This window comes from Candidatus Pelagibacter bacterium nBUS_30 (assembly GCF_051201245.1).
Lineage (GTDB): Bacteria > Pseudomonadota > Alphaproteobacteria > Pelagibacterales > Pelagibacteraceae > Pelagibacter.
In genome coordinates this window covers 685,548-707,224 of sequence record NZ_CP172842.1, presented here as the reverse complement: position 1 = coordinate 707,224, position 21,677 = coordinate 685,548, and the positions used below count along the sequence as shown (strand labels likewise).

Annotated in this window: 22 protein-coding genes; 15 read left to right on the top strand and 7 right to left on the bottom strand. The window is 26.5% G+C overall.

The genetic code is table 11. The annotated features are described in order from the left end of the window. Window position 1 precedes the first annotated feature (1 nt). From uppS to lpxB, 10 genes are read left to right on the top strand one after another with little or no spacing between them, the layout of a single operon-like run. Complete coding sequence (gene uppS, locus ACIJYE_RS03860) at window positions 2-676, top strand: polyprenyl diphosphate synthase (RefSeq protein ID WP_435089399.1); 675 nt, start codon at window positions 2-4, stop codon at window positions 674-676. Continuing rightward, entirely contained in the window at window positions 676-1,329 is a 654-nt protein-coding gene (locus tag ACIJYE_RS03855; RefSeq protein ID WP_435089398.1) for a phosphatidate cytidylyltransferase, read from the top strand. The genes uppS and ACIJYE_RS03855 overlap by 1 nt, the downstream gene beginning before the upstream one ends. Then, window positions 1,330-2,517 (top strand): 1-deoxy-D-xylulose-5-phosphate reductoisomerase, encoded by a 1,188-nt coding sequence (locus tag ACIJYE_RS03850; protein ID WP_435089397.1) that lies wholly within the window; start codon window positions 1,330-1,332, stop codon window positions 2,515-2,517. It abuts the gene before it with no gap. Next, a complete protein-coding gene (bamA, locus tag ACIJYE_RS03845) occupies window positions 2,502-4,742 on the top strand; it encodes an outer membrane protein assembly factor BamA (RefSeq protein WP_435089395.1) in 2,241 nt (746 codons plus the stop codon). Before ACIJYE_RS03850 ends, bamA begins: the two co-directional genes overlap by 16 nt. Next, entirely contained in the window at window positions 4,742-5,251 is a 510-nt protein-coding gene (locus tag ACIJYE_RS03840; RefSeq protein ID WP_435089393.1) for an OmpH family outer membrane protein, read from the top strand. The genes bamA and ACIJYE_RS03840 overlap by 1 nt, the downstream gene beginning before the upstream one ends. A 3-nt stretch (window positions 5,252-5,254) precedes the next feature. Further along, window positions 5,255-5,701: a 3-hydroxyacyl-ACP dehydratase FabZ gene (fabZ, locus tag ACIJYE_RS03835; protein WP_435089392.1), complete on the top strand. Its 447-nt coding sequence runs from the start codon at window positions 5,255-5,257 to the stop codon at window positions 5,699-5,701. Window positions 5,702-5,753: 52 nt separating this feature from the next. Next, entirely contained in the window at window positions 5,754-6,734 is a 981-nt protein-coding gene (gene lpxD / locus ACIJYE_RS03830; protein WP_435089390.1) for a UDP-3-O-(3-hydroxymyristoyl)glucosamine N-acyltransferase, read from the top strand. Continuing rightward, on the top strand, window positions 6,731-7,513 hold the full coding sequence (gene lpxA / locus ACIJYE_RS03825; protein ID WP_435089388.1) for an acyl-ACP--UDP-N-acetylglucosamine O-acyltransferase: 783 nt from the start codon (window positions 6,731-6,733) through the stop codon (window positions 7,511-7,513). Before lpxD ends, lpxA begins: the two co-directional genes overlap by 4 nt. Before the next feature lies 1 nt (window position 7,514). Continuing rightward, window positions 7,515-8,300 carry an LpxI family protein gene (locus ACIJYE_RS03820; protein WP_435089386.1) on the top strand — a complete coding sequence of 262 codons (786 nt, stop codon included), beginning with the start codon at window positions 7,515-7,517 and terminating at the stop codon, window positions 8,298-8,300. Further along, window positions 8,297-9,433 (top strand): lipid-A-disaccharide synthase, encoded by a 1,137-nt coding sequence (gene lpxB, locus ACIJYE_RS03815; RefSeq protein ID WP_435089385.1) that lies wholly within the window; start codon window positions 8,297-8,299, stop codon window positions 9,431-9,433. The genes ACIJYE_RS03820 and lpxB overlap by 4 nt, the downstream gene beginning before the upstream one ends. Here the strand turns inward: lpxB and gltX are convergent. The 7 genes from gltX to ACIJYE_RS03780 form a co-directional block, all read right to left on the bottom strand. Beyond that, entirely contained in the window at window positions 9,410-10,810 is a 1,401-nt protein-coding gene (gltX, locus tag ACIJYE_RS03810; protein ID WP_435089384.1) for a glutamate--tRNA ligase, read from the bottom strand. The two genes, lpxB and gltX, sit on opposite strands and share 24 nt — an antisense overlap. Window positions 10,811-10,832: 22 nt before the next feature. After that, on the bottom strand, window positions 10,833-11,510 hold the full coding sequence (gene lexA, locus ACIJYE_RS03805; RefSeq protein WP_435089383.1) for a transcriptional repressor LexA: 678 nt from the start codon (window positions 11,508-11,510) through the stop codon (window positions 10,833-10,835). Between the two features lie 88 nt (window positions 11,511-11,598). Further along, a complete protein-coding gene (locus ACIJYE_RS03800; RefSeq protein ID WP_435089382.1) occupies window positions 11,599-12,390 on the bottom strand; it encodes an indole-3-glycerol phosphate synthase TrpC in 792 nt (263 codons plus the stop codon). Beyond that, a complete protein-coding gene (trpD, locus tag ACIJYE_RS03795) occupies window positions 12,383-13,375 on the bottom strand; it encodes an anthranilate phosphoribosyltransferase (RefSeq protein WP_435089380.1) in 993 nt (330 codons plus the stop codon). Before trpD ends, ACIJYE_RS03800 begins: the two co-directional genes overlap by 8 nt. 3 nt (window positions 13,376-13,378) lie before the next feature. Continuing rightward, entirely contained in the window at window positions 13,379-13,945 is a 567-nt protein-coding gene (locus ACIJYE_RS03790; RefSeq protein WP_435089378.1) for an anthranilate synthase component II, read from the bottom strand. Beyond that, entirely contained in the window at window positions 13,945-15,402 is a 1,458-nt protein-coding gene (gene trpE, locus ACIJYE_RS03785) for an anthranilate synthase component I (protein WP_435091263.1), read from the bottom strand. Before trpE ends, ACIJYE_RS03790 begins: the two co-directional genes overlap by 1 nt. Next, complete coding sequence (locus ACIJYE_RS03780) at window positions 15,402-16,823, bottom strand: SurA N-terminal domain-containing protein (protein ID WP_435089376.1); 1,422 nt, start codon at window positions 16,821-16,823, stop codon at window positions 15,402-15,404. The genes trpE and ACIJYE_RS03780 overlap by 1 nt, the downstream gene beginning before the upstream one ends. A gap of 56 nt (window positions 16,824-16,879) precedes the next feature. Here ACIJYE_RS03780 and tpiA point away from each other — a divergent pair, with 56 nt between their 5' ends. From tpiA to eno, 5 genes are read left to right on the top strand one after another with little or no spacing between them, the layout of a single operon-like run. Continuing rightward, window positions 16,880-17,620 (top strand): triose-phosphate isomerase, encoded by a 741-nt coding sequence (gene tpiA / locus ACIJYE_RS03775; protein WP_435089375.1) that lies wholly within the window; start codon window positions 16,880-16,882, stop codon window positions 17,618-17,620. Between the two features lie 5 nt (window positions 17,621-17,625). Next, window positions 17,626-17,925, top strand: coding sequence for a preprotein translocase subunit SecG (secG, locus tag ACIJYE_RS03770; RefSeq protein WP_435089374.1), 300 nt, complete (start codon window positions 17,626-17,628; stop codon window positions 17,923-17,925). Between the two features lie 44 nt (window positions 17,926-17,969). Then, window positions 17,970-19,586, top strand: coding sequence for a CTP synthase (locus ACIJYE_RS03765; RefSeq protein WP_435089372.1), 1,617 nt, complete (start codon window positions 17,970-17,972; stop codon window positions 19,584-19,586). Next, window positions 19,583-20,407, top strand: coding sequence for a 3-deoxy-8-phosphooctulonate synthase (gene kdsA / locus ACIJYE_RS03760; RefSeq protein ID WP_435089371.1), 825 nt, complete (start codon window positions 19,583-19,585; stop codon window positions 20,405-20,407). Before ACIJYE_RS03765 ends, kdsA begins: the two co-directional genes overlap by 4 nt. Further along, window positions 20,407-21,663, top strand: a complete 1,257-nt coding sequence (eno, locus tag ACIJYE_RS03755) for a phosphopyruvate hydratase (RefSeq protein WP_435089370.1) — start codon at window positions 20,407-20,409, stop codon at window positions 21,661-21,663. The genes kdsA and eno overlap by 1 nt, the downstream gene beginning before the upstream one ends. Window positions 21,664-21,677: the final 14 nt, after the last annotated feature.

The window sequence follows — 21,677 nt, the reverse complement described above, 5'->3', positions numbered from 1 at the left end:
GATGAACTCATTAGATCATGTTGCCATTATCATGGATGGTAATGGACGATGGGGTTTAAAGAATAACAAATCAAGAAATGCTGGTCATAAAGCTGGATTAAAAGTTGTTGAAAAAATAATAAAGTCATCAATCAAGCAAAAAATAAAGTACCTTACATTATATGCATTCTCTACAGAAAATTGGAAAAGACCAAAAAAAGAAATCAATTTTTTATTTGATTTATTAGAAAATTTTTTAACTCATAGAATTGATGATTTACATAAACAAAACATAAAACTTAAGATTATTGGAGTAAAAAGTTTTTCTCTAAAATTAAATAGATTATTAAGATTAGCTGAAAAAAAAACATTAAAAAATAATAAACTCCAAATTAATTTAGCATTAAATTATGGCTCTAAATTTGAATTAATTAATGCTTTTAAAAATTTAGCTAAAAATAAAGAAAACATTAATGAAAAAAATTTAGTTAAATATTTTCAAACAAAAAATATACCTGATCCTGATATGCTAATTAGAACAGGTAATACAAAAAGATTAAGTAATTTTTTATTATGGCAACTAGCTTATTCTGAAATCTTTTTTGAAAAAAAATTATGGCCAGATTTTAATGAACATGATTATATAAGATTAATTAGTAAATTTAAAAAAATAAAAAGAAATTTTGGTAAGATTTGATGAATAATGAAATAGTTAATAGAATATTAAGTTCAATTATATTAATTCCTGTAGCACTCTACTTTATTTTAAAAGGATCAATTTTTTTTAACTTTTTTATATCAGTTTGTTTTCTCATTACAGTGTATGAATGGCACAATATGACAAATAAAAAACCATATAATATATTTGGTTTAATATTCTTGATATTATCTTTTTATTCAATCTATAATCTAAGACATGCATTCGAAGGTGATTATTTATATCTATTATTCATTACAATTATTTGTGTATCTACTGATATTGGAGGTTATATATTTGGTAAAATTTTTAAAGGTCCTAAATTAATCAAGATAAGTCCCAAGAAGACTTATTCAGGCACAATAGGTGGATATTTTTTATCTATAATAGCTATAAACTACTATCTTTCGAGTTCTTATGTAGATAGTTCAATAGATTTTTCAAAAAAAATATTTATCTTTGTTATTCTAGTTTCAACCGTAAGTCAGCTAGGCGATATAATAATTTCTTATTTTAAAAGAAAATCAAAAATTAAAGATACAGGCAAAATAATTCCTGGCCATGGTGGCCTTTTAGATAGGATTGACGGAATGGTTTTTGCTTTTCCTTTTTCTTACATAATAATTTTGACCGGCATAATAAGTATTTTTTAAATGAAAAAAAAAATTGCTATTATTGGTTCAACTGGTTCTATTGGTAAAACACTTTTTAAAATATTAGAAAAAAACAAAAGTAAATTTGAAATTACACTTTTGACTGCCAATAAAAATTATAAAACATTATTACAGCAAGCCAAAAAATATAAAGTTAGTAACTTGATAATTACAAATGAAAAAAGTTTTAAAATCTTAAAAAATAAAACTAAAGACTCTAATCTTAATATTTTTAATGATTTTAAAAATTTAGATAAAATTTTTACAAAGAAAATAGATTATGTGATGAGTTCTATAATAGGTATAGATGGTTTAGAACCAACTTTTAATATTATTAAATTTACAAAAAATATTGCTATTGCTAATAAAGAGTCAATTATTTGTGGTTGGAATCTAATAAAAAAAGAATTAGAAATAAATAATACTAAATTTATCCCAGTTGACTCCGAGCATTTTTCTCTTTGGTATGGATTAAAAAATCAAGAATCTAAAAATATTGAAAAAATAATTTTAACTGCTTCTGGAGGCCCTTTTTCAGCTATACCTTTGAATAAATTTGAGAAAATAAAAATTACAGATGCATTGAAACATCCGAATTGGAAAATGGGAAAAAAAATATCTATAGACTCAGCTACAATGATTAATAAATTATATGAAGTTATAGAAGCAAAAAATATTTTTAACATACCTTATAAGAAAATTAAAATTTTAATTCACCCTAAATCTTATGTTCATGCCTTATTAAAATTTTCCAATGGTATGATTCAAATTATTGCACATGACACTACTATGAAGATTCCAATTTTTAATACACTCTATTTTAATTTTGATCAAAAATTAAAAACAAAAAATATAGATATAAATAATTTAAATAATTTAAATTTTCAAAAAGTTAATTTAAAAAGATATCCAGTCATCAAACTATTAAATTTTTTACCAAATAAACCTTCTTTATTTGAAACAGTTATAGTTTCTGCTAATGACACTCTTGTGAATCTTTTTCTAAAAAAAGAAATAAAATTTACAGAAATTCATAAAAAATTATTTGATATTATTAAAATGAAAGAATTTTTAAAATTTAAAAAAATTAGACCCAATAAGGTCAATGATATACTCGATTTAAATCATTATGTTCGTTTAAAAACTTTAAAAAAAGTGTATAAAAACCAGCAATGCCTAGAACTATAAAACTTTCATTAATTTCATTAATTTTTTTGTCCATCTTTACGTTTGCTCAAAGTGATATTGTAAATAAAATAGAAATTAATGGAAATGTAAGAATTCCAGACTCAACAATTAAGATGTTTTCTCAAATTGATATTGGTAAAGATGTCAATTCAGAATATATTAATCAAAGTTTAAAAAAATTATATGAAACAAATTTTTTTGATGATGTTTCGATTAAATTAGAATCTAATATTTTAACAATAACCGTTGTTGAAAATCCAATAATTGAAAATATTTCTTATAATGGAATTAAATCAAATACTCTTAAAGAAAAAATCACTGAAAACCTAAATTTAACATCAAGATCGTCTTTTAATAAAATTTTACTTCAAAATGATAAAAACTCAATTTTATCTTCACTTAAAAATAATGGATATTATTTTTCAACTATCGATGTAGGTATATCAGAGCTCGATGATAATAAAGTTGATTTAATCTTTAATATAAATTTAGGAAACAAAGCTAAAATTAAAAAAATTTCTTTTATTGGCGATAAGAAATACAAAGATAAACAACTTAGAAATGTTATAGTAAGTGAGGAATATAAATTTTGGAAATTTATATCTGGAAAAAAATATTTAAATGAAAGTCTTATTCAATTTGATAAAAGACTTTTGAAAAACTTTTATTTGAATAAAGGTTATTATGATATTTCTGTTAATTCGACATTCGCAAAACTTTTAAAGGATGATGAGTTTGAACTTGTTTTTAATATAGACTCAAAAAACAAATTTTTTTTTGGTGACCTTACAATTGAATTACCAGTAGATTTTGACTCAAATAATTTTATAGATTTAAAAAATTTTTTTATTGAATTAAAGGGCAAACCTTACTCTTTAAATTCTGTCCAAAAAATAATAAAAAAAATAGATCAAATTTCAATTAGTGAACAATTTGAATCAGTAAAAGCAACTGTAAATGAAAATATAAATTTAGATAAGATTAATTTAGCTTTCAAAATTGAAGAAACAGAAAAGTTTTTTGTCGAAAAAATAAATATATTTGGAAATAATATTACAAGAGAAAATGTAATTAGAAATCAATTTTATATTGATGAAGGTGATCCATTTAATGAAATTTTAACTAATAAATCTATAAATGAAATAAAATCTCTTAATTTCTTTAAAACTGTTGAATCTGAGATTATTGACGGTGGTGATGTAAATTCAAAAATTGTAAATATAATTGTTGAAGAAAAACCAACAGGAGAAATAATGGCTGGTGCTGGATTTGGAACTTCGGGTGAAGTAATTGAATTTGGAGTAAAGGAAAATAATTATCTTGGTAAAGGAATTGGTGTTGCTGCAGATCTCTCTTTAGCTACTGATAAAATTACTGGAAGTTTGGATCTTGATAATCCAAATTTTTTGAATACTGATAAATCTGTCAATTTAGGAATTCAAGTATCTGAAAATGATAAGTTATCAACATATGGATATAAATCAAAAAAAATAGGTAGTTTAATAGGAACAAAATTTGAATACCTTGAAGATTTTAAAATTGGATTAGAAACCTCCGCTTACATAGAAAAGATTGAGACTGATAGCACTGCTTCAGCAAGACAAAAAACTCAAGAAGGTGATTATTTTGATGCTTATCTTAATTTGAATTTTGATTATGATAAAAGAAACCAAAAATTTAAAACTACTGATGGTTTTAGAAGTTATTATTCGATTGGTTTACCTATGGTAAGTGACACCAATACATTAAATAATTTTTACAGATATAAAGTATATTCTGAATTATACGAGAATAACATATCTTCGTTTTCTTTATCGTTAAAATCTGCAAATTCAATTACAGGCGATGATGTAAAATTATCTGAAAGATTATTTGTACCACAAAGCAAATTGAGAGGATTTGTAAATGGTAGAATTGGTCCAAAAGACGGTGATGATTTTATTGGTGGAAATTATTACGCTTTAATGAATTTAACAAGTACTATGCCGCAAATATTACCAAATGCAGAAAACTTTGATGTGGTATCTTTTATAGATGTCGCAAACCTTTGGGGAGTAGACGACTCTAGTTTAAATGAGTCTAATGAAATTAGAAGCTCAATAGGCATAGGTATTGATTGGTATACGATTGTTGGTCCTTTGAGTTTTTCTTTGGCTCAACCAATTTCAAAAACTTCAACCGATCAAACTGAAACATTTAGATTTAACTTAGGTACAACTTTCTAATGAATTTTTTTAAAAGCTCTCTTTTTATTGTTTTATTTTTTATTACAAAAATAAATTTAGTCTATGCTGCTGACAATACAGCTTTTCTTAATATCGATTATATTTTGAATAATTCTAATTTAGGCAAATCTATTGTTGTTGAATTGGAAAACTTAAATAAATCCAATGTTAAAAAATTAGATAAAAAAGAAAAAATATTAAAAGAAAAAAAAGAAAAAATTGATAAAACAAAAAATATCTCTTCTAAAGAAAAATTTAGAGAAGATGTTGATAAGTTCAATAAAGAAGTCGCAACTTATAGAGATGAAAAAAATAAGATTTTAAATGACTTTAAAAAACTTAAAAAGAAAAAATTAGATAATTTTTTAGAAAAGATAAGCCCAATTATTCAAGAATATATGAAGAATAATTCAATTGGTATAATGGTTGAAAAAAATCAAATTTTTATGGGTAATAGTGATAATGATGCTACTGGCAAAATTATAGAATTGATAAATAGTAAACTTTAAAAAATGGATAAATTAAATAAAGATCAAATTCGTGATTTATTACCTCACAGAGAGCCAATGCTCTTAATCGATGAATTATATGATATTAAAAAACTTTCTTCAGCTACAGCTGTAGTCAATGTTAAAAAAGATAGCATGTTTGTGCAAGGTCATTTTCCAGGTAACCCAGTGATGCCTGGTGTGTTAATTGTCGAGTCTTTTGGACAGGCAGCAGCAGCACTAACAGCCTGTGGTCTTGATAAATCTACATATGAAAATAAGCTAGTTTTTTTAATGGGTGTTGAAAAAGCACGTTTTCGAAATCCAGTTATACCTGATTGTAAATTAATTTTAAAAATTCAAGCGATAAGATCACATGGAAGAGTGTGGAAGTATCAAGGTGAAGCATTTGTAGATGATAAGAAAATGGCAGATGCAATATGGTCAGCGACTATTGTTGATAGGAAATAAATAGCAATAATTTTTGATACCTATTTTTTTTTTCTTTTGATAAACAACCTATATGGTTAATCCCTTCTTTTTAAATCAAGGTCCTATTAATTTATCTTCTATAATTAAAATTTTAAAGATAACTAATTTAAAAAATATAACTGAACATAAGGTAAGTGATATTAAAGATCTATTAACATCTTCAGAAAATGATATTACTTTTTTTCATTCTAAAAAGTATAAAGATATAGCTAAAAATACTAAAGCATCATTTTGTATTACTACTGATAATTTAAAAGACGATCTTCCAGAAAATTGTATGCCTCTTGTAGTCAAAAATGTTCTTATTTCCACTTCTAAGATTACAGAAAAATTTTACCCAAATTCTGTTTATGATGATTTTGATAATTCAGTAAAAAATATATATGAAACTCATTTTACAGATAAGGTTAGTTTTGGAAAAAATGTCTTGATTGGTTCTAATGTTACAATTGAAGAAAATTGTTTAATTGGGCATAATACTATAATAGAACATAATGTCTCTATTGGAAAAAACTGCCACATAGGATCTAATGTAATTATAAGAAATTCCCTAATTAGAGATAATGTCAATATTTTAGATAATTGTGTAATAGGTAAACATGGTTTTGGTTTTTTTCCAAATAATACAAAAAATATAAGATACCCTCATATTGGAATTGTTTTAATTGAAGATAACTGTGAAATAGGCTGTGGATCGACTATTGATAGAGGATCTATGTCTAATACAGTAATTGGAAAAAATACATTTTTAGATAATCAAATACATATAGCTCACAATGTAAAAATTGGTGAAAACTCAATTGTTGCTGGCCAAGTTGGCATAGCTGGAAGTTCGATAATTGGTAACAATGTTAAAATTGGTGGTCAAGCAGGTATATCTGGTCATTTAAAAATTGGTAATAATGTTGAAATAGCGGGTGGAAGTGGTGTTATAAAAAGTATTCCAGATAATTCTAAGGTCATGGGATATCCAGCAAAAAATATTAGAGAATTTTTGAAAGAAAATAAATGATAAATAAAACTGCAATTGTAAATTCATCTGCTAAAATTTCTTTAAATGTAAAAATTGGACCATATTGTATTATAGGACCAAATGTTGAGATAGGCGATAACACAGAAATTCAATCTCATGTTAATATTACAGGAAATACTAAAATTGGAAAAAATAATAAGATATTTCCTTTTGCATCTATTGGAAATGACCCTCAGGATTTAAAATTTAATGACGAACAAACAAAACTTGAAATAGGTGATGGCAATAAAATAAGAGAATATGTAACAATTAATCCAGGAACAGAAGGGGGTGGGGGTTTAACTAAAGTTGGAAATAATTGTCTATTCATGGTGTCGTCACATATAGCTCATGATTGTTTGGTTGAGGACAATGTTATTTTGGCAAACAATGTTCCATTAGGTGGTCATGCTCACATTGAAAGCAACGTTATTATTGGAGGTAATTCAGCAGTACAACAATTCACTAGAGTAGGAAAGTCTGCAATGATAGGAGGAATGTGTGGAGTTGTAAGAGACATCATCCCATATGGAATAGCTCATGGCAACAGAAGTATACTACAAGGCTTAAATTTGATAGGTCTTAGAAGAAAAAATATTCCTAACAAAGAAATAATGATTTTAAGTAATGCATATAAAGAAATTTTCAAAAATGAAAATCTAACAGAAAATTTAAACAATCTAGGTGAAGATTATAGAAAAAGTGAATTAGTAAAAGAAATGGTTAGTTTTTTAGAAAAAGATAAAAAAAGACCGATTTGCACTCCTTTCTCAAAATAAAATGATTGGACTATTCTTAGGTGATACAGATTTTTCAGAAACTGTACTCAATAGAATAAAAAAACTAAATAAGAAATACTTTATTATTGATTTTTCAAAAAATAATAAATTTAAGAATGATAAAAATTCTCACAGAATAAGTATTGGTAAGTTTGGAAAAATTATAAACATAATTAAAGAAAGAAAATCCAAAAAAGTTTTGTTTGCAGGAAAAATTACTAAACCAAAATTTTCATCATTAAGATTGGACTTAAAAGGTATTTATTATATGCCTAGCATAATTAAAGCTGCAAAATTAGGCGATGCAGCAATTATAAAATCTATTATTAAAATTTTAAATAACGAAAATATAAAAGTTATTAGTTCTATTTTTTTTAATCCTGAGCTTGCCTTAAAAACTGGAAATTATACTAAATTAAAACCAAATTCAGATGATATTAAATCAATAAAAAAAGGAATTACGTATTTTAATAAATTAAACAGTTTAGATCACGTTCAGGCAATTATAGTCAAAAATAACACTATTTTAGCTATTGAAGATAGACATGGTACAAAAAAGATGTTGTCAAAATTACAAAAAAAATCTAAAGGCATTTTAATTAAATTGCCTAAGAAAAAACAAGACTTGAGAATGGATTTACCAACCATAGGTCTCCACACTTTAAAAGACTGTAAAAAATATGGATTAAAAGGAATAGTTTTAAAATCAAAAAAAAATATATTTTTAGATAAAGCTAAATGTATTAATTTTGCTGATAAAAATAAGATTTTTATTAAAATTATATGAAAAAAATCTTTATATTAACAGGGGAGCCTTCTGGAGATAAATTAGCATCAACAGTTGTTTCTAAACTTAAAGTTGAAAATCCTAATATTGAATATTTGTCAGTTGGAGGAACCCATTTAAAGAATCTAGGTATAAACTCCATATTTAATCTTAAAGATATCACTTATCTTGGTTTTACAAGCGTAATACTTAATATTTTTAATATTAGAAATAAGATTAATAAAACTGTCGATGAAATTATAAGATTTAATCCAGATATTTTATTTAGTGTTGATAGCCCAGATTTTACACTGAGAGTTGCTGAAAAAGTTAAAAAGATTAATAACAATATAAAAACAATTCATTATGTTGCCCCCCAAGTATGGGTTTGGAGAAAAAATAGAGTTAAAAAAATTAAAAAGTTTATTGATCATATGCTCTTGCTGTTTAACTTTGAAAAAAAATATTTTGATGAAGAGAATATAAAAAATAGTTTTGTTGGCCATCCCTTAATTGAAAAAAATGATAATGTAAAAACAACATTAGATAATATAATTTCTAAAGATAATAAAATTATATCTTTATTTCCAGGAAGTAGAAAATCTGAAACAAATGTCCTGTTACCGATTTTGATAGATTTTATTAAATTAATGAATAAAAAAAATCCTAATTATTCTTTTGTTTTTCATGCAACAGATGAAAATAAAGAATTTATAGTCAATGTGATTAAAAAAAATAATTTTAATAAAATAGATGTTGTTTCTGATGAAAATATAAAGGCTCAAGTATTATCAAATTCAATTTTTGCTGTCTCTAAATCTGGAACAATTTCACTTCAAATTTCTAATGCAAATATTCCTTCTATAATAATTTATAAATTAAGTTTTATAAATTTTATGATATTTAAATTATTAGTTAATGTTAAATTTGCAAATATTATTAATATAATTAATGACAAGGAAGTAATTCCAGAATTATTACAAAATGAATGTAACGCAGAGGAAATTTATAAATCAGTTATTTATTTTTTAAAAAATCCTGAATTAATTGAGAAGCAATTAATAGATTGTAGAAAAACTTTAAAAGGTATTAAATCAAAATCTTCATCATCAAGTGAAGCAGCTTCAATTTTAAGTAATTATCTTATTTCCTAATCTTTTTACCACTTCTTCTTTACCTAAAGAGATTATTATATCGTATAAACCAGGTCCAAATTTTGATCCTGTTAAAGCAACTCTTAGTGGTTGACCCACTCCCTTAAAATTTGTCTCGTATTTTTTTATTAAACTATTTACTACAGGCTCAAGTGTTTCTTTGTTTAACATATTCATTGAAAGCAAATTGTCTTTAAATTCTTTAATAATACTTTTTGCTTTATCATCAATCAATTCTAAATCCTTATTCTCAAATTTTACATCATCAAATATTATGTATTTCGCATTATTAAATATATCCTCTAATGTCTTTGCTTTATTCTTAAGAAAAGATAATGAAGGTTTAATTTTTGTTTCTTTTTCTATTTTAATTTTTTCCTTATAAATTTCACAATACTTTACAAGATGATCATAAAGTTCATTTTCATCAATAGTTTTAATATAATGTTCGTTCATCGATAATATTCTGCTCATATCTAATTTTGATGGAGATTTACCTATACCATCTAAGTTAAAGTGCTGAATACTTTCGTCCAGTGTAAATATTTCTTTATCTTTATAAGACCAACCTAATCTCAATAAGTAATTTCTTAAAGCATCTGGCATTATTCCAATTTTAGAATAATCATCCAGAGTTGATGCGTTATCTCTTTTTGATAGTTTTTTGCCCTCAATTGTATGTATCAGTGGAATGTGAGCAAATAATGGAACTTCCCACTTCATAGCCTTATATATTTGTATTTGTTTAAATGTATTAATTTTATGATCATCACCTCGAATAATATGAGACATGTTCATTTGATGGTCATCAACAGTTGCTGATAAATTATATGTTGGAGTTCCATCATTTCTTAAAATTATGAAATCCTCAATTGTGTTATTTTCAATTTCCACATTTCCTTGAACTAAATCATTTAATATTGATGTGCCTTCAATTTTACTTTTAAATCTAATTACTGGTTTGATATGTTTAGGAGCGTCTGCCTCAGAAAGATCTCTCCATTTTCTATTGTAAACGTAAGGAAGTTTTTTTTGTCTAGCTCTCTTTTTTTGATCTTCTATTTCTTCACTTGAACAATAGCATTTATAAGCATATCCATTCTTGAGTAGTTCATTTGCTACATTTATATGATCATCAATTTTAGTTGATTGAATATATTCTTTACCATCGTGCTCAATACCAATCCATCTTAAAGATTTGATAATTTGAATTTTATGTTCATCTTTAGATCTTTCTTTATCAGTATCCTCTATTCTAAGATGAAAGGTTCCTTTCTGATTTTTTGAATACAGCCAATTAAACAAAGCTGTTCTTACTCCACCAATATGAAGAGCACCAGTAGGAGAGGGTGCAAAACGTGTTGCAACTTTAAACATTAATGTTGTTTAGACTATTTTTTTAGAAGTTTCTATATAAAGATACCAGAACACCTTGAACTTTTACTCTATCGGGACCAAAAATCTTAGTTTCGTAGTTTCTATTTGCACTTTCAAGAGCTACAACTTTACCTTTTTTACGAATTCTTTTTAACATAGCTTCATGTTCGTCGATCAAAGCTACAACAATTTTTCCGTTATCAGCACTATCTGTTCTTCTAATTATGACAGTATCACCCTCATTGATACCAGCTTCAATCATTGAGTCTCCCTGAACTTTTAATCCAAAATAGTCACCATTTTTTTCCAAGTTGCTTGGTAAAGGTATTCTAGAAACTTCATTTTGAATTGCTTCTACAGGTGTACCAGCTGCTATTTTTCCAAGCACTGGAACTTCCATTTCGTCAGAATTAATGTTTACTTCGTCTAAACCACCTTTGATTACACTAGGTGAAAAGCTGTTGTAAATATCATTGGCAGAAGCTGTTTCAGGTAATTTGATAACTTCTAATGCTCTAGCTTTGTGTGCTAATCTTTTAATGAAGCCTCTTTCCTCTAAAGCGCTTATTAATCTATGAATTCCAGATTTTGACTTTAAATTTAATGATTGTTTCATCTCCTCGTAAGAGGGAGATACACCAGAACTTCTCAACTTCTTGTTGATAAATAAAAGTAGGTTTTTTTGTTTTTTTGTAAGCATAAGAACAAATATCGTACAAATAATGTTCTATAAAAGTTCTTCTATTATAACAATAGTAAAAATACCAGTAAAATATGGGTTTATTTAACTATAAAACTGAAAAAATTGAATTTTTTTCCAAATTTTTTAAAAGTGATTCACCAATTAAAAAAGTATTAATGGATGTTTTGTTTTTTAAATCTAAAAGTTCTTCTTTTGTTTTGATGCCACTTTCAGAGATAAGTGGCCCTTGGTGATTAGCTAACACATTATAAATATCGTAGGTTGTATTGATATCAGTTTTTAAAGTTTTTAAATTTCTATTATTAATACCAATTAATGCTTCTTTAAAGTTTAAAGCTTTTTTTGCTTCTTCAACTGTATGAACTTCAACAATAATCGACATATTAAACTTTAAGGCTTCTTCATATAATTCGTTAGCTAAATCATCTGAAACACCAGCTAATATAATTAAAATTGCATCTGCACCATAACTTTTAGCTAAAGGGACTTGAAATTTATCAATAAAAAAATCTTTACATAATATGGGTAAATTTATTTTATCTTTTATTTTACTAACATGAATTAAATTACCTAAGAAAAAATCTTCTTCAGTAAGAACTGATAAGCAAGTTACTTTATTGTTTTCATATATTTTTGCAATTTCAACTGGGTTATAATCTTCAATGATAACACCTGCTGAAGGACTTGCTTTTTTTATTTCTGCAATAATTGAACTTTTATTATTAGTTAAATTATTTTCAATTTTGTTTTTAAAATCAATAAATGAACTATTTTTATTTATAATTTCATTTAAAGATTTGACGTCTATAGTCTTTTTCAATAAATCTATTTTCTCAACCTTTTTTTTGATTATCTTTTCAAGAATGTTTTCAGACATTTTGTATTTTTTCTAAATGTGAGTAGGGTTTGCCTGACAATATAAATTCTCTTGAAAAATTATAGGCATCTAAAAATTCTGTAAACTTTTCGCTTACAATTAAACCTGCTGCCGCATTTAAACAAACAGCTTTTGAAAAATCATTATCTTTACCTTTAAATATTTCAATCATTTTATTTGCATTGAAATTTGCATCATCACCAACAAGATTTTCAAATTTTTCAGCATTAATATTCAGCAGTTTTGGATCGATCATAAATTCAGATATTTGGCTATCTTTTAATTGCATGACATTTGTTTTTGCATAGGGTGATATCTCATCTAATCCATCTACACTATTTACTATCCATGCAAATTTAATATTCAAATTTTTAAGACCTTCAGCAAAAATCTTTAATAATTTTTTATCAAAAACTCCAACAACTTGCCTTTCAACTAAAGCGGGATTACTTAACGGTCCAATCATGTTAAAGATGGTTCTTTTACCTATTTTTTTTCTAACTGGTCCAACAAATCTCATTGCACTGTGATAATTTGGAGCAAACATGAAGCCAAAATTATTATTGTTAATTTCTTTTTCTATATCTGTTGGCTCAAGATCGATTTTAACTTTTAATGCTTCAAGAACATCTCCTGACCCACATTTTGAAGAAACAGCCTTATTGCCATGTTTAGCAACTTTTGTGCCCATGCTTGCTAAAAGTAGGGCTGAAGCAGTTGATATATTTAGAGTATTCATTCCATCACCACCTGTTCCACAAGTATCAACACAATTAGTAACGTTTACTCTTTTAGATTTTTCTCTTAGAACATAAACACCTCCAGCTATTTCATCTGAAACTTCACCTTTTTCTGAAAGTAATGTTAAAAAATCATAAATTTCATTTTCACTTGCTTTTCCTGTCATCAATAATTCAAAAGCTGATTTGCTTTCTTCAAAACTTAAGTTTTGTTTTTTTTTGAGTTTTTCTAGAAATTGTTCCATGAATTAATTATTTACAAAGTTTTTTAATATTTTTATTCCTAATATAGTTTTAATACTTTCAGGATGAAATTGTACACCATGAATATCGTACTTCTTGTGCTGAACACCCATAATAATACCCTCATTGGTTTCTGCTGTAATTTCTAAGTCTTTAGATAACGATTTCTTGTCAATTATTAGACTATGATATCTAGTTGCTTCAAACGTCTTTGGAAGTTTTTTTAAGATCCCAATTCTGTTAGATTTAATTTTACTAGTTTTTCCGTGCATTAGTTGTTTTGCCTGAACGATTTTTGACCCAAAAACTTGACCGATAATTTGATGACCTAGACATACACCAAGAAAAGGCAAGTCTTTATGAAGTGTTTTTAAGATATTCAAACAATTCCCTGATTGGTTTGGGTTACCAGGGCCGGGGGAGATTACAATTTTATCATATCTTTTTTTGATAATTTCTTTTGATGTAATTTGATCGTTTCTTACAACATCTACTTTAGTTTTTAAAGAAGAGAGATAATGGTAAAGATTAAAAGTGAAACTATCGTAATTATCTATTAATAATATTTTCATTATCTTAAAGCGTTAATTAAAGCTTTAGCTTTATTTACCGTTTCCTCATATTCATTAATTGGTTTACTGTCCGCAACAATCCCAGCACCTGCTTGTACATAGAATTTTTTATTTTTAGCAACAGCTGTTCTTAGGGCAATACAGGTATCAAATTCACCATTAGCTGAAAAATATCCAATACTTCCTGCGTAAACTTTTCTTTTAGTAGTTTCTAATTCATCAATTATTTCCATGGCTCTTATTTTAGGAGCGCCAGAGACGGTTCCAGCCGGAAAACCTGCTAACATAGATTTAAATTTTGAAAACTTTTTATTATATTCACCAATTACATTTGAAACTATGTGCATTACATGAGAATATCTTTCGATAATAAAGCTCTCAGTGACTTTAACAGAATTAACTTTTGAAACTTTACCAGCATCATTTCTTCCAAGATCCAAAAGCATTAAATGTTCAGAGAGTTCTTTTTTATCTTTAAGTAAATCTTTTTCATAAAAAAGATCTTCTTTAACTGTTTTACCTCGAGGTCTTGTTCCAGCGATGGGTCTTACAGTAATTTTATTATCTCTTAACCTGACTAATATTTCAGGACTTGCACCAATAATTTGAAAATCATTAAAATTAAAGAAAAACATAAAAGGAGATGGATTTGTAATTCTTAGTTTTTTATAAATGTCCAAAGGTTTTTTTGTTAATTTGGCCTCAAATCTTTGGCTTAAAACTACTTGAAAAATATCACCCAATTTGATGTATTTTTTTGCTTTATCAACCATTTTGACAAATTTATTTTTGGACGTATTAGATTTAACTTTTATTTTTTTATTAATTTTTTTAGATGAATTATCTAAAACTTTTAAAGTAGTTTGAATTAATAGTTTAGATAGTTCAATTTTGATTTCTTCATATTTTTTGACATAGTTTTTAATTTTTTCATCATTAAAAACATTAACGATATAAAAAATTTCTTTTTTTAAATTATCATAAATTACAAGAGTTCTTGGTCTTAAAAGTCTTACATCAGGTAAATGAAGATCATCTTTACATTTGTTTGGAATTTTCTCAATATATCTAATTGAGTCATATGAAAAATAACCTGATATTAAAGAACAAATTTTAGGTAGTTTTTTTGGTGTTTCAAATTTAAATTCTTCAATAATTTTTTCAATTAATTGCTCAGGCTTGTGTTTTAATTTAATTTTTTTTTTGTTTTTTATTAAGTATGAATTATTGTTATTAAACTCCCAAATTTTATCAGGGTTTTTGCCAAAAATGGTATATCTACCTTTGATTTTACCCTTTTCAATAGACTCAAATATAAAGCTATTTTTTTCTATGAGAAAATTATCAATTAGATTAAGAACTTCATCATCATTTTTAACTTTTTTTGATGTATATATTATTTGATTTTTTTTGCTTCTGTGTCGAAACTTAAAATCTTTGAAGTTTCGATTAATTATCATTTGAAATAATTTTTAACTCTATCAATAGTTTTTTGATTTAGTTGAACTTTATATTTTTTATTAAGTAATTGATCGTAAGATTGAAGAATACTCTTTCTATTGACTGTGTTTTGTTCTTGGACAAATTTTAAGTAATTTTCATCAGTTGCATTATAAGAATTATTTTTTGCATTAACGATTTTAACTAAATAAATTTCATTATCCTTATCATTTACAAGTGTAAAAGAATTAATTGGAAGGCTGTATAATATTTTTACCGAATTTTTTTCAAAAGTATTGTTATCATTAATTGAATTAAGCGATGTGTACTCTAGGCTATTAGCTGACATTTCATTAAATTTATTATTATCAAATTCTTTTTTCTGAATTTTTTCCAAAATACTTCTATTAAAATCGAATTTTCCCTTTTGAAAAACTAATTCAGTTATTTCATCCTTGGTAGTTTTGTCATTTAAGTTTGGTCCAAGATCATATTTTTTTACTATTGAAAATAATAAAAAATTATCACCATTTTCTACAAGATCTAAATTTGATGATCTTTTAGAATAAATTTTATCCTCATTGATATTTTTTGTTGATGATGGAGTGTATTTACTTATTTTTGTTACATTAACATCTACATTTTCCAGTATTGTTTCAAATGTATCACCTTGAGAGATTTGGTCTTCAATTTTATCTATTTTATCAAAAAACTCCTGATTAAATTCTTCTATACCAATTAGATTTTTAGGGTTTAATACTGCGTATTTAAAATCAATATATTCTCTTTTTAATTGATCTTTATTTTCTTCAACAAACTCCTCAATTTCTAAATTAGTGTATCTATCTTTTTCTTTATATTTGTTAGACATTGCAAAATATTCAACATCTAGAGTTTTATTCTGTTCTTCAAATTTTTTTTGAATTACAAAATTTGGTGTTATTGTTCCAGCGCCAATTAAATCAAACAAGTGTTTTTGAAGTTCACGATTTTTTAATTGAAGCTCGAACATGGGAGCTGACATATTATTAGATAGAAGAAATTTTTCATATTTAGTTCTTTGAAATACATTATTTTCATCTTGAAAATTTTTATTTTCTTTTATTTTTTTTAAAATAGTTAATTCTGTTATTGAAAGATCAAAATCTTCAACTTCTAAGTCAATTAAAGTAGTTGAAATTAGTCCTGATAATAATTCTTCAATTATATTCTGATCAAGGTTTTCTCTAATTGCTTGTTGTGAAATATTACTACCATTTAAATAGTCCATAAAATCTTGAGTTGTTACATTTGTCTTATTTATCTTTGCTATATTATTTTGGTTATTAGTACTAAATCCTCCACCAAAACCTCCAAATCCAAATGCGATTACTATTACTGCAATTAGGATAATGCCTCCTAATTTTTTTCCACCAAAATTTTTCAAAGTTTCTATCATTACGCTATAAATATATTGATCTGTAAAAAACAAATCTATAGATTAAAAATTCAATAATGACAAATAAATATATGTATTTTGTAGCTAATTGGAAAATGTTTGGTGATTTAAGAACATTAAATTCACTAGATAGTGTTATAAAATTTTCAAATGCTAATAAGAAAAATAAACTTAAAATAGTTTATTGCCCCCCAAATACTCTTATTAGACCCCTGTCAAAAAGATTGAAAAAAACCAAGTTAGAGGTTGGTGCACAAAATTGTCATGAAAATGAAAACTATGGTGCTTTCACAGGCAGCGTAAATGCAGGTATGTTAAAAAATGTTGGAGCTAAATATATTATATTAGGGCACTCTGAAAATAGACAGTCAGGTGAAACTGATAAGCTGATAAATTTAAAGATTAAAAGTGCGATCAAATCTGGATTGAAAATTATATTTTGTATTGGTGAAACTCTTGCGGAAAAAAAAAATAAAAAAACTAATCAAGTTCTAGCAAAACAAATTAACAATGGTTTAAAATCAATTAAAAATAAATCTAACATAATTTTAGCTTACGAGCCTGTATGGTCAATTGGAACTGGCTTGATACCTAAATCAAATGATTTGTTAAAATCTGTTTCTTTTATTAAAAATAGATTTGGTAAAAAACCCCTAAAAATTTTATATGGCGGGTCTGTTAACACTAATAACATTGCTCAATTAAAAGATATTGACATTATAGATGGCTTTTTGATTGGTGGTGCCTCTCAAAGTTCAAAAAAATTTATTGATATAATTAAAAAAACCTTTAATTAGACCGCATGGAAAATATTTTGTTAGTCATTAACATCATCCTGGCGTTTATTTTAGTGTCATTAATACTATTACAAAAATCAGAAGGTGGTGCACTAGGTATTGGTGTTTCTCAAGAAAATTTCATGTTATCTAGATCTGCTGGTGGATTTATGACTAAGGCTACTGCTGTTATAGCAACTTTGTTTATTGTATGCAGCTTAGCTCTTACAATCATTTCAAGAGCAGAATTAACACCTGCAAATTCAGTTTTAGATACTATTGAGGAAAAAACTGAAGATACCCCGTCAATTCCTGAAGATAAATAATTAATACTTTTCAATTCATTTTTTATTCGCTATAAGATAATTCCATGGCGCGATATATATTTGTCACTGGCGGTGTGGTTTCTTCATTAGGTAAAGGTTTATCTTCAGCATCATTAGCTTATTTGTTACAATCAAGAGGTTACAAAGTTAGAATCAGAAAACTAGATCCATATTTAAATGTGGATCCAGGAACAATGAGTCCATTTCAACATGGTGAGGTTTACGTAACTGATGATGGTGCTGAAACAGATTTAGATTTAGGACACTATGAAAGATTTTCAGGAGTGTCTGCAAAAAAATCAGATAATATTACAACAGGAAAAATTTATAGCGATGTTTTAAAGAAAGAAAGAAAAGGAGAATATTTAGGAAAAACTGTTCAAGTTATTCCGCATATTACTGATCGTATAAAAGAATTTATCAAACACGATTCATCCAAAGAAGATTTTGTTATTTGTGAAATTGGTGGAATAGTAGGGGATATAGAAAGCCTACCATTTGTTGAAGCGATAAGACAATTTGCAAATGATGTGGGTAAAAAAAATGCATTATTCATTCATTTAACATTAGTACCTTACTTAAAAGCATCGGATGAAATAAAAACAAAACCAACCCAACACTCAGTTAAAGAATTAAGAAGTATAGGTATTCAACCTGATATAATCATTTGTAGATCTGAAAGACCTATTCCATTAGATCATAGAAAAAAAATATCATTATTTTGTAATGTTGATATTAAAAATGTAATCGAAACTGTTGATGTAAGAACTATTTATGAAGCTCCAATGAGCTTTTTTAAAGAAAAGTTAGATTTGCAAGTTTTAAACTATTTTAAATTAAAATCAAAAAAACCCGCAAATTTAAATCCTTGGAAAAAAATAACTAAAATAATTTTACATAATAAAAAACAAGTTAATATTGCAATCATTGGAAAATACGTGGAGTTAAAAGATGCATATAAATCTTTAGATGAAGCATTAACGCATGGAGGAATTGATAATAAGGTTAAAGTAAATTTAGTTAGAATAGATTCTGAAAAATTAAAAATTTCTGAAATTAAGAAGAAGCTTAAAAATATTTCAGGAATATTAATTCCTGGTGGGTTTGGTAAAAGGGGAACAGATGGAAAAATTGAATCTATCAAATACGCAAGATTAAACAAAATTCCTTTTTTAGGAATTTGTTATGGAATGCAGATGGCAATCATTGAATTTGCAAGAAATCAATTGAATTTAAAAAATGCTACATCAAGTGAATTTGATAAAAAAGGGTTACCTATAATTGGATTAATCAATGAATGGACTAAAGATGGTAAAAAGATTAAAGGAACCGATAAAGATTTAGGAGGTACAATGAGATTGGGTTCTTATGACGCAAAACTAAAAGATAATTCAAAAATCAGAAAAATTTATAAATCCAAATTAATTAAAGAGAGACACAGACATAGATATGAAGTCAATATTGCTTTTAAAGATAAATTTGAAAAAAAAGGGATGTTTTTTTCGGGGTTATCGCCTGATAATAAGCTGCCTGAGATTATAGAGTTAAAAAATCATCCATGGTTTATAGGAGTTCAGTTTCACCCTGAATTTAAATCTAGACCTTTAGCTCCTCATCCTTTATTCTCATCATTTATCAAGGCAGCTAAAAATCATAAATGAATAGTAAAAAAGTTAATTGTGGAAATATAGAAATTTCAAACGACAATAAGATTTGTATTATTGCTGGACCATGTCAGCTTGAAACTGAGCAACATGCAATGGACATGGCAGGTAAAATTCAAGAAATTACAAAAAAATTAGGTCTTGGATTTATTTATAAAACTTCTTTCGATAAAGCTAATAGAACGAGTTTAAAAGGTGTAAGAGGGGCCGGTTTAGAAGCTTCCCTTCCAGTGTTTGATAAAATTAAAAAAGAATTGAATGTTCCAATTTTAACCGACATTCATAACGCAGAACAATGTTCGTTATTAAAAGATCATGTTGATATTTTACAAATACCAGCATTTCTATGTAGGCAAACTGATCTGTTAATCGCTGCTGCAAAAACTAATAAAATTATAAATGTTAAAAAGGGACAGTTCTTAGCGCCATGGGACATGGTTAATGTTACTAAAAAAATAGCAGACTCTGGAAATGAAAATATATTAGTTACAGAAAGAGGAGCTAGCTTTGGATATAATACTTTAGTATCAGATATGAGATCATTACCGATCATGGCAAAAAATGGTTATCCAGTAATTTTTGATGCTACACATTCCGTACAACAACCAGGTGGTCAGGGCGAGTCTTCTGGTGGACAAAGAGAGTTTGTTGAATATCTAGCAAGAGCTGCAGTTGCCGTAGGAGTTGCTGGAGTTTTTATTGAAACGCATCAAGATCCGGATAATGCACCATCAGATGGTCCAAACATGGTTCCTTTAGATAAGTTAGAAGATTTACTTAAACAATTAACTGATATTGATAATTTAATTAAAAAGTAGTGAGCAAAATTTTAAAAGTAAAAGCAAGACAAGTTTTTGATAGTAGGGGTAATCCAACCGTTGAAGCAGAAGTCTATGTAAAAAATAATAGCGCATCAGCTATCTGTCCCTCTGGAGCATCTACAGGAACTTTTGAAGCTTATGAAAAAAGAGATAAAAATAATAAAAGATATTTAGGAAAAAGTGTTTTTAGTGCTGTTAATTTAGTTAATACAAAAATTTCAAAAAAACTAAAAGGTCAAAATATTCATAACCAAGAACGAATTGACACTCTTTTAATTAACCTTGATGGCACCAGACAAAAAACAAATCTTGGTGCTAATGCAATGTTAGCAGTTTCTATGGCTGTTAAAAAACTTTCAGCTAAAGTTAAAAAATTACCTTTATATAAAACATTTTCGGCCAAGAAAAATTTTCAATTACCATATCCTTTAATGAACATCATTAATGGTGGGGCTCACGCTAACAATGGTCTTAGAATTCAAGAATTTATGATCAGACCTGATCGTGCAAAAAGTTTCTCAGAAGCAATGAGAGTTTGTTTTTTAGTTATTAAAAGTCTAAGTAAGCTAATTAAAGACAGGGGGTTATCTACATCTGTTGGTGATGAAGGTGGTTTTGCTCCAATGATCAGTAGTAATAATCAGGCGCTAGATTTAATTGTTTCTGCAATTAAAAAAGCAGGTTTTAAAAATGGTAAAGATGTTTCCATATGTCTTGATGTTGCAGCCAATGAATTATTTAAAAAGAATAAATACTCCATTCATTCTAAAAGTTATATTTCTGTTGAAAAATCGATCAAAGAATATCAAAAAATTATTAACAAATATAAAATAAAATCAATCGAAGACCCTTTTGCAGAAAATGATTGGCTGGCTTGGAATAAATTAATGAAATCCGTGAAAGATGTTCAAATCGTTGGAGATGATTTGTATGTAACAAACCTTGAAAGACTTAAAAAAGGTTTTTTAAATATTTCATCAAATTCAATTTTAATTAAACTCAATCAAATTGGCACAGTATCTGAAACTTTAGATGTGATAAAATTTGCTCAAACCATAGGATATAAAATAATCATATCTCATCGATCAGGAGAGAGTGAGGACACATTTATTGCAGATTTGGCAGTTGGGACAAACTCTAATCAAATTAAAACCGGATCATTAGCAAGATCTGAAAGAGTAGCTAAATATAATCAATTAATTCGTATTGAAGAAGAACTTGGAAAAAAAGCGAGGATGAATAAAATCAATTAATGCTTAGATTAATA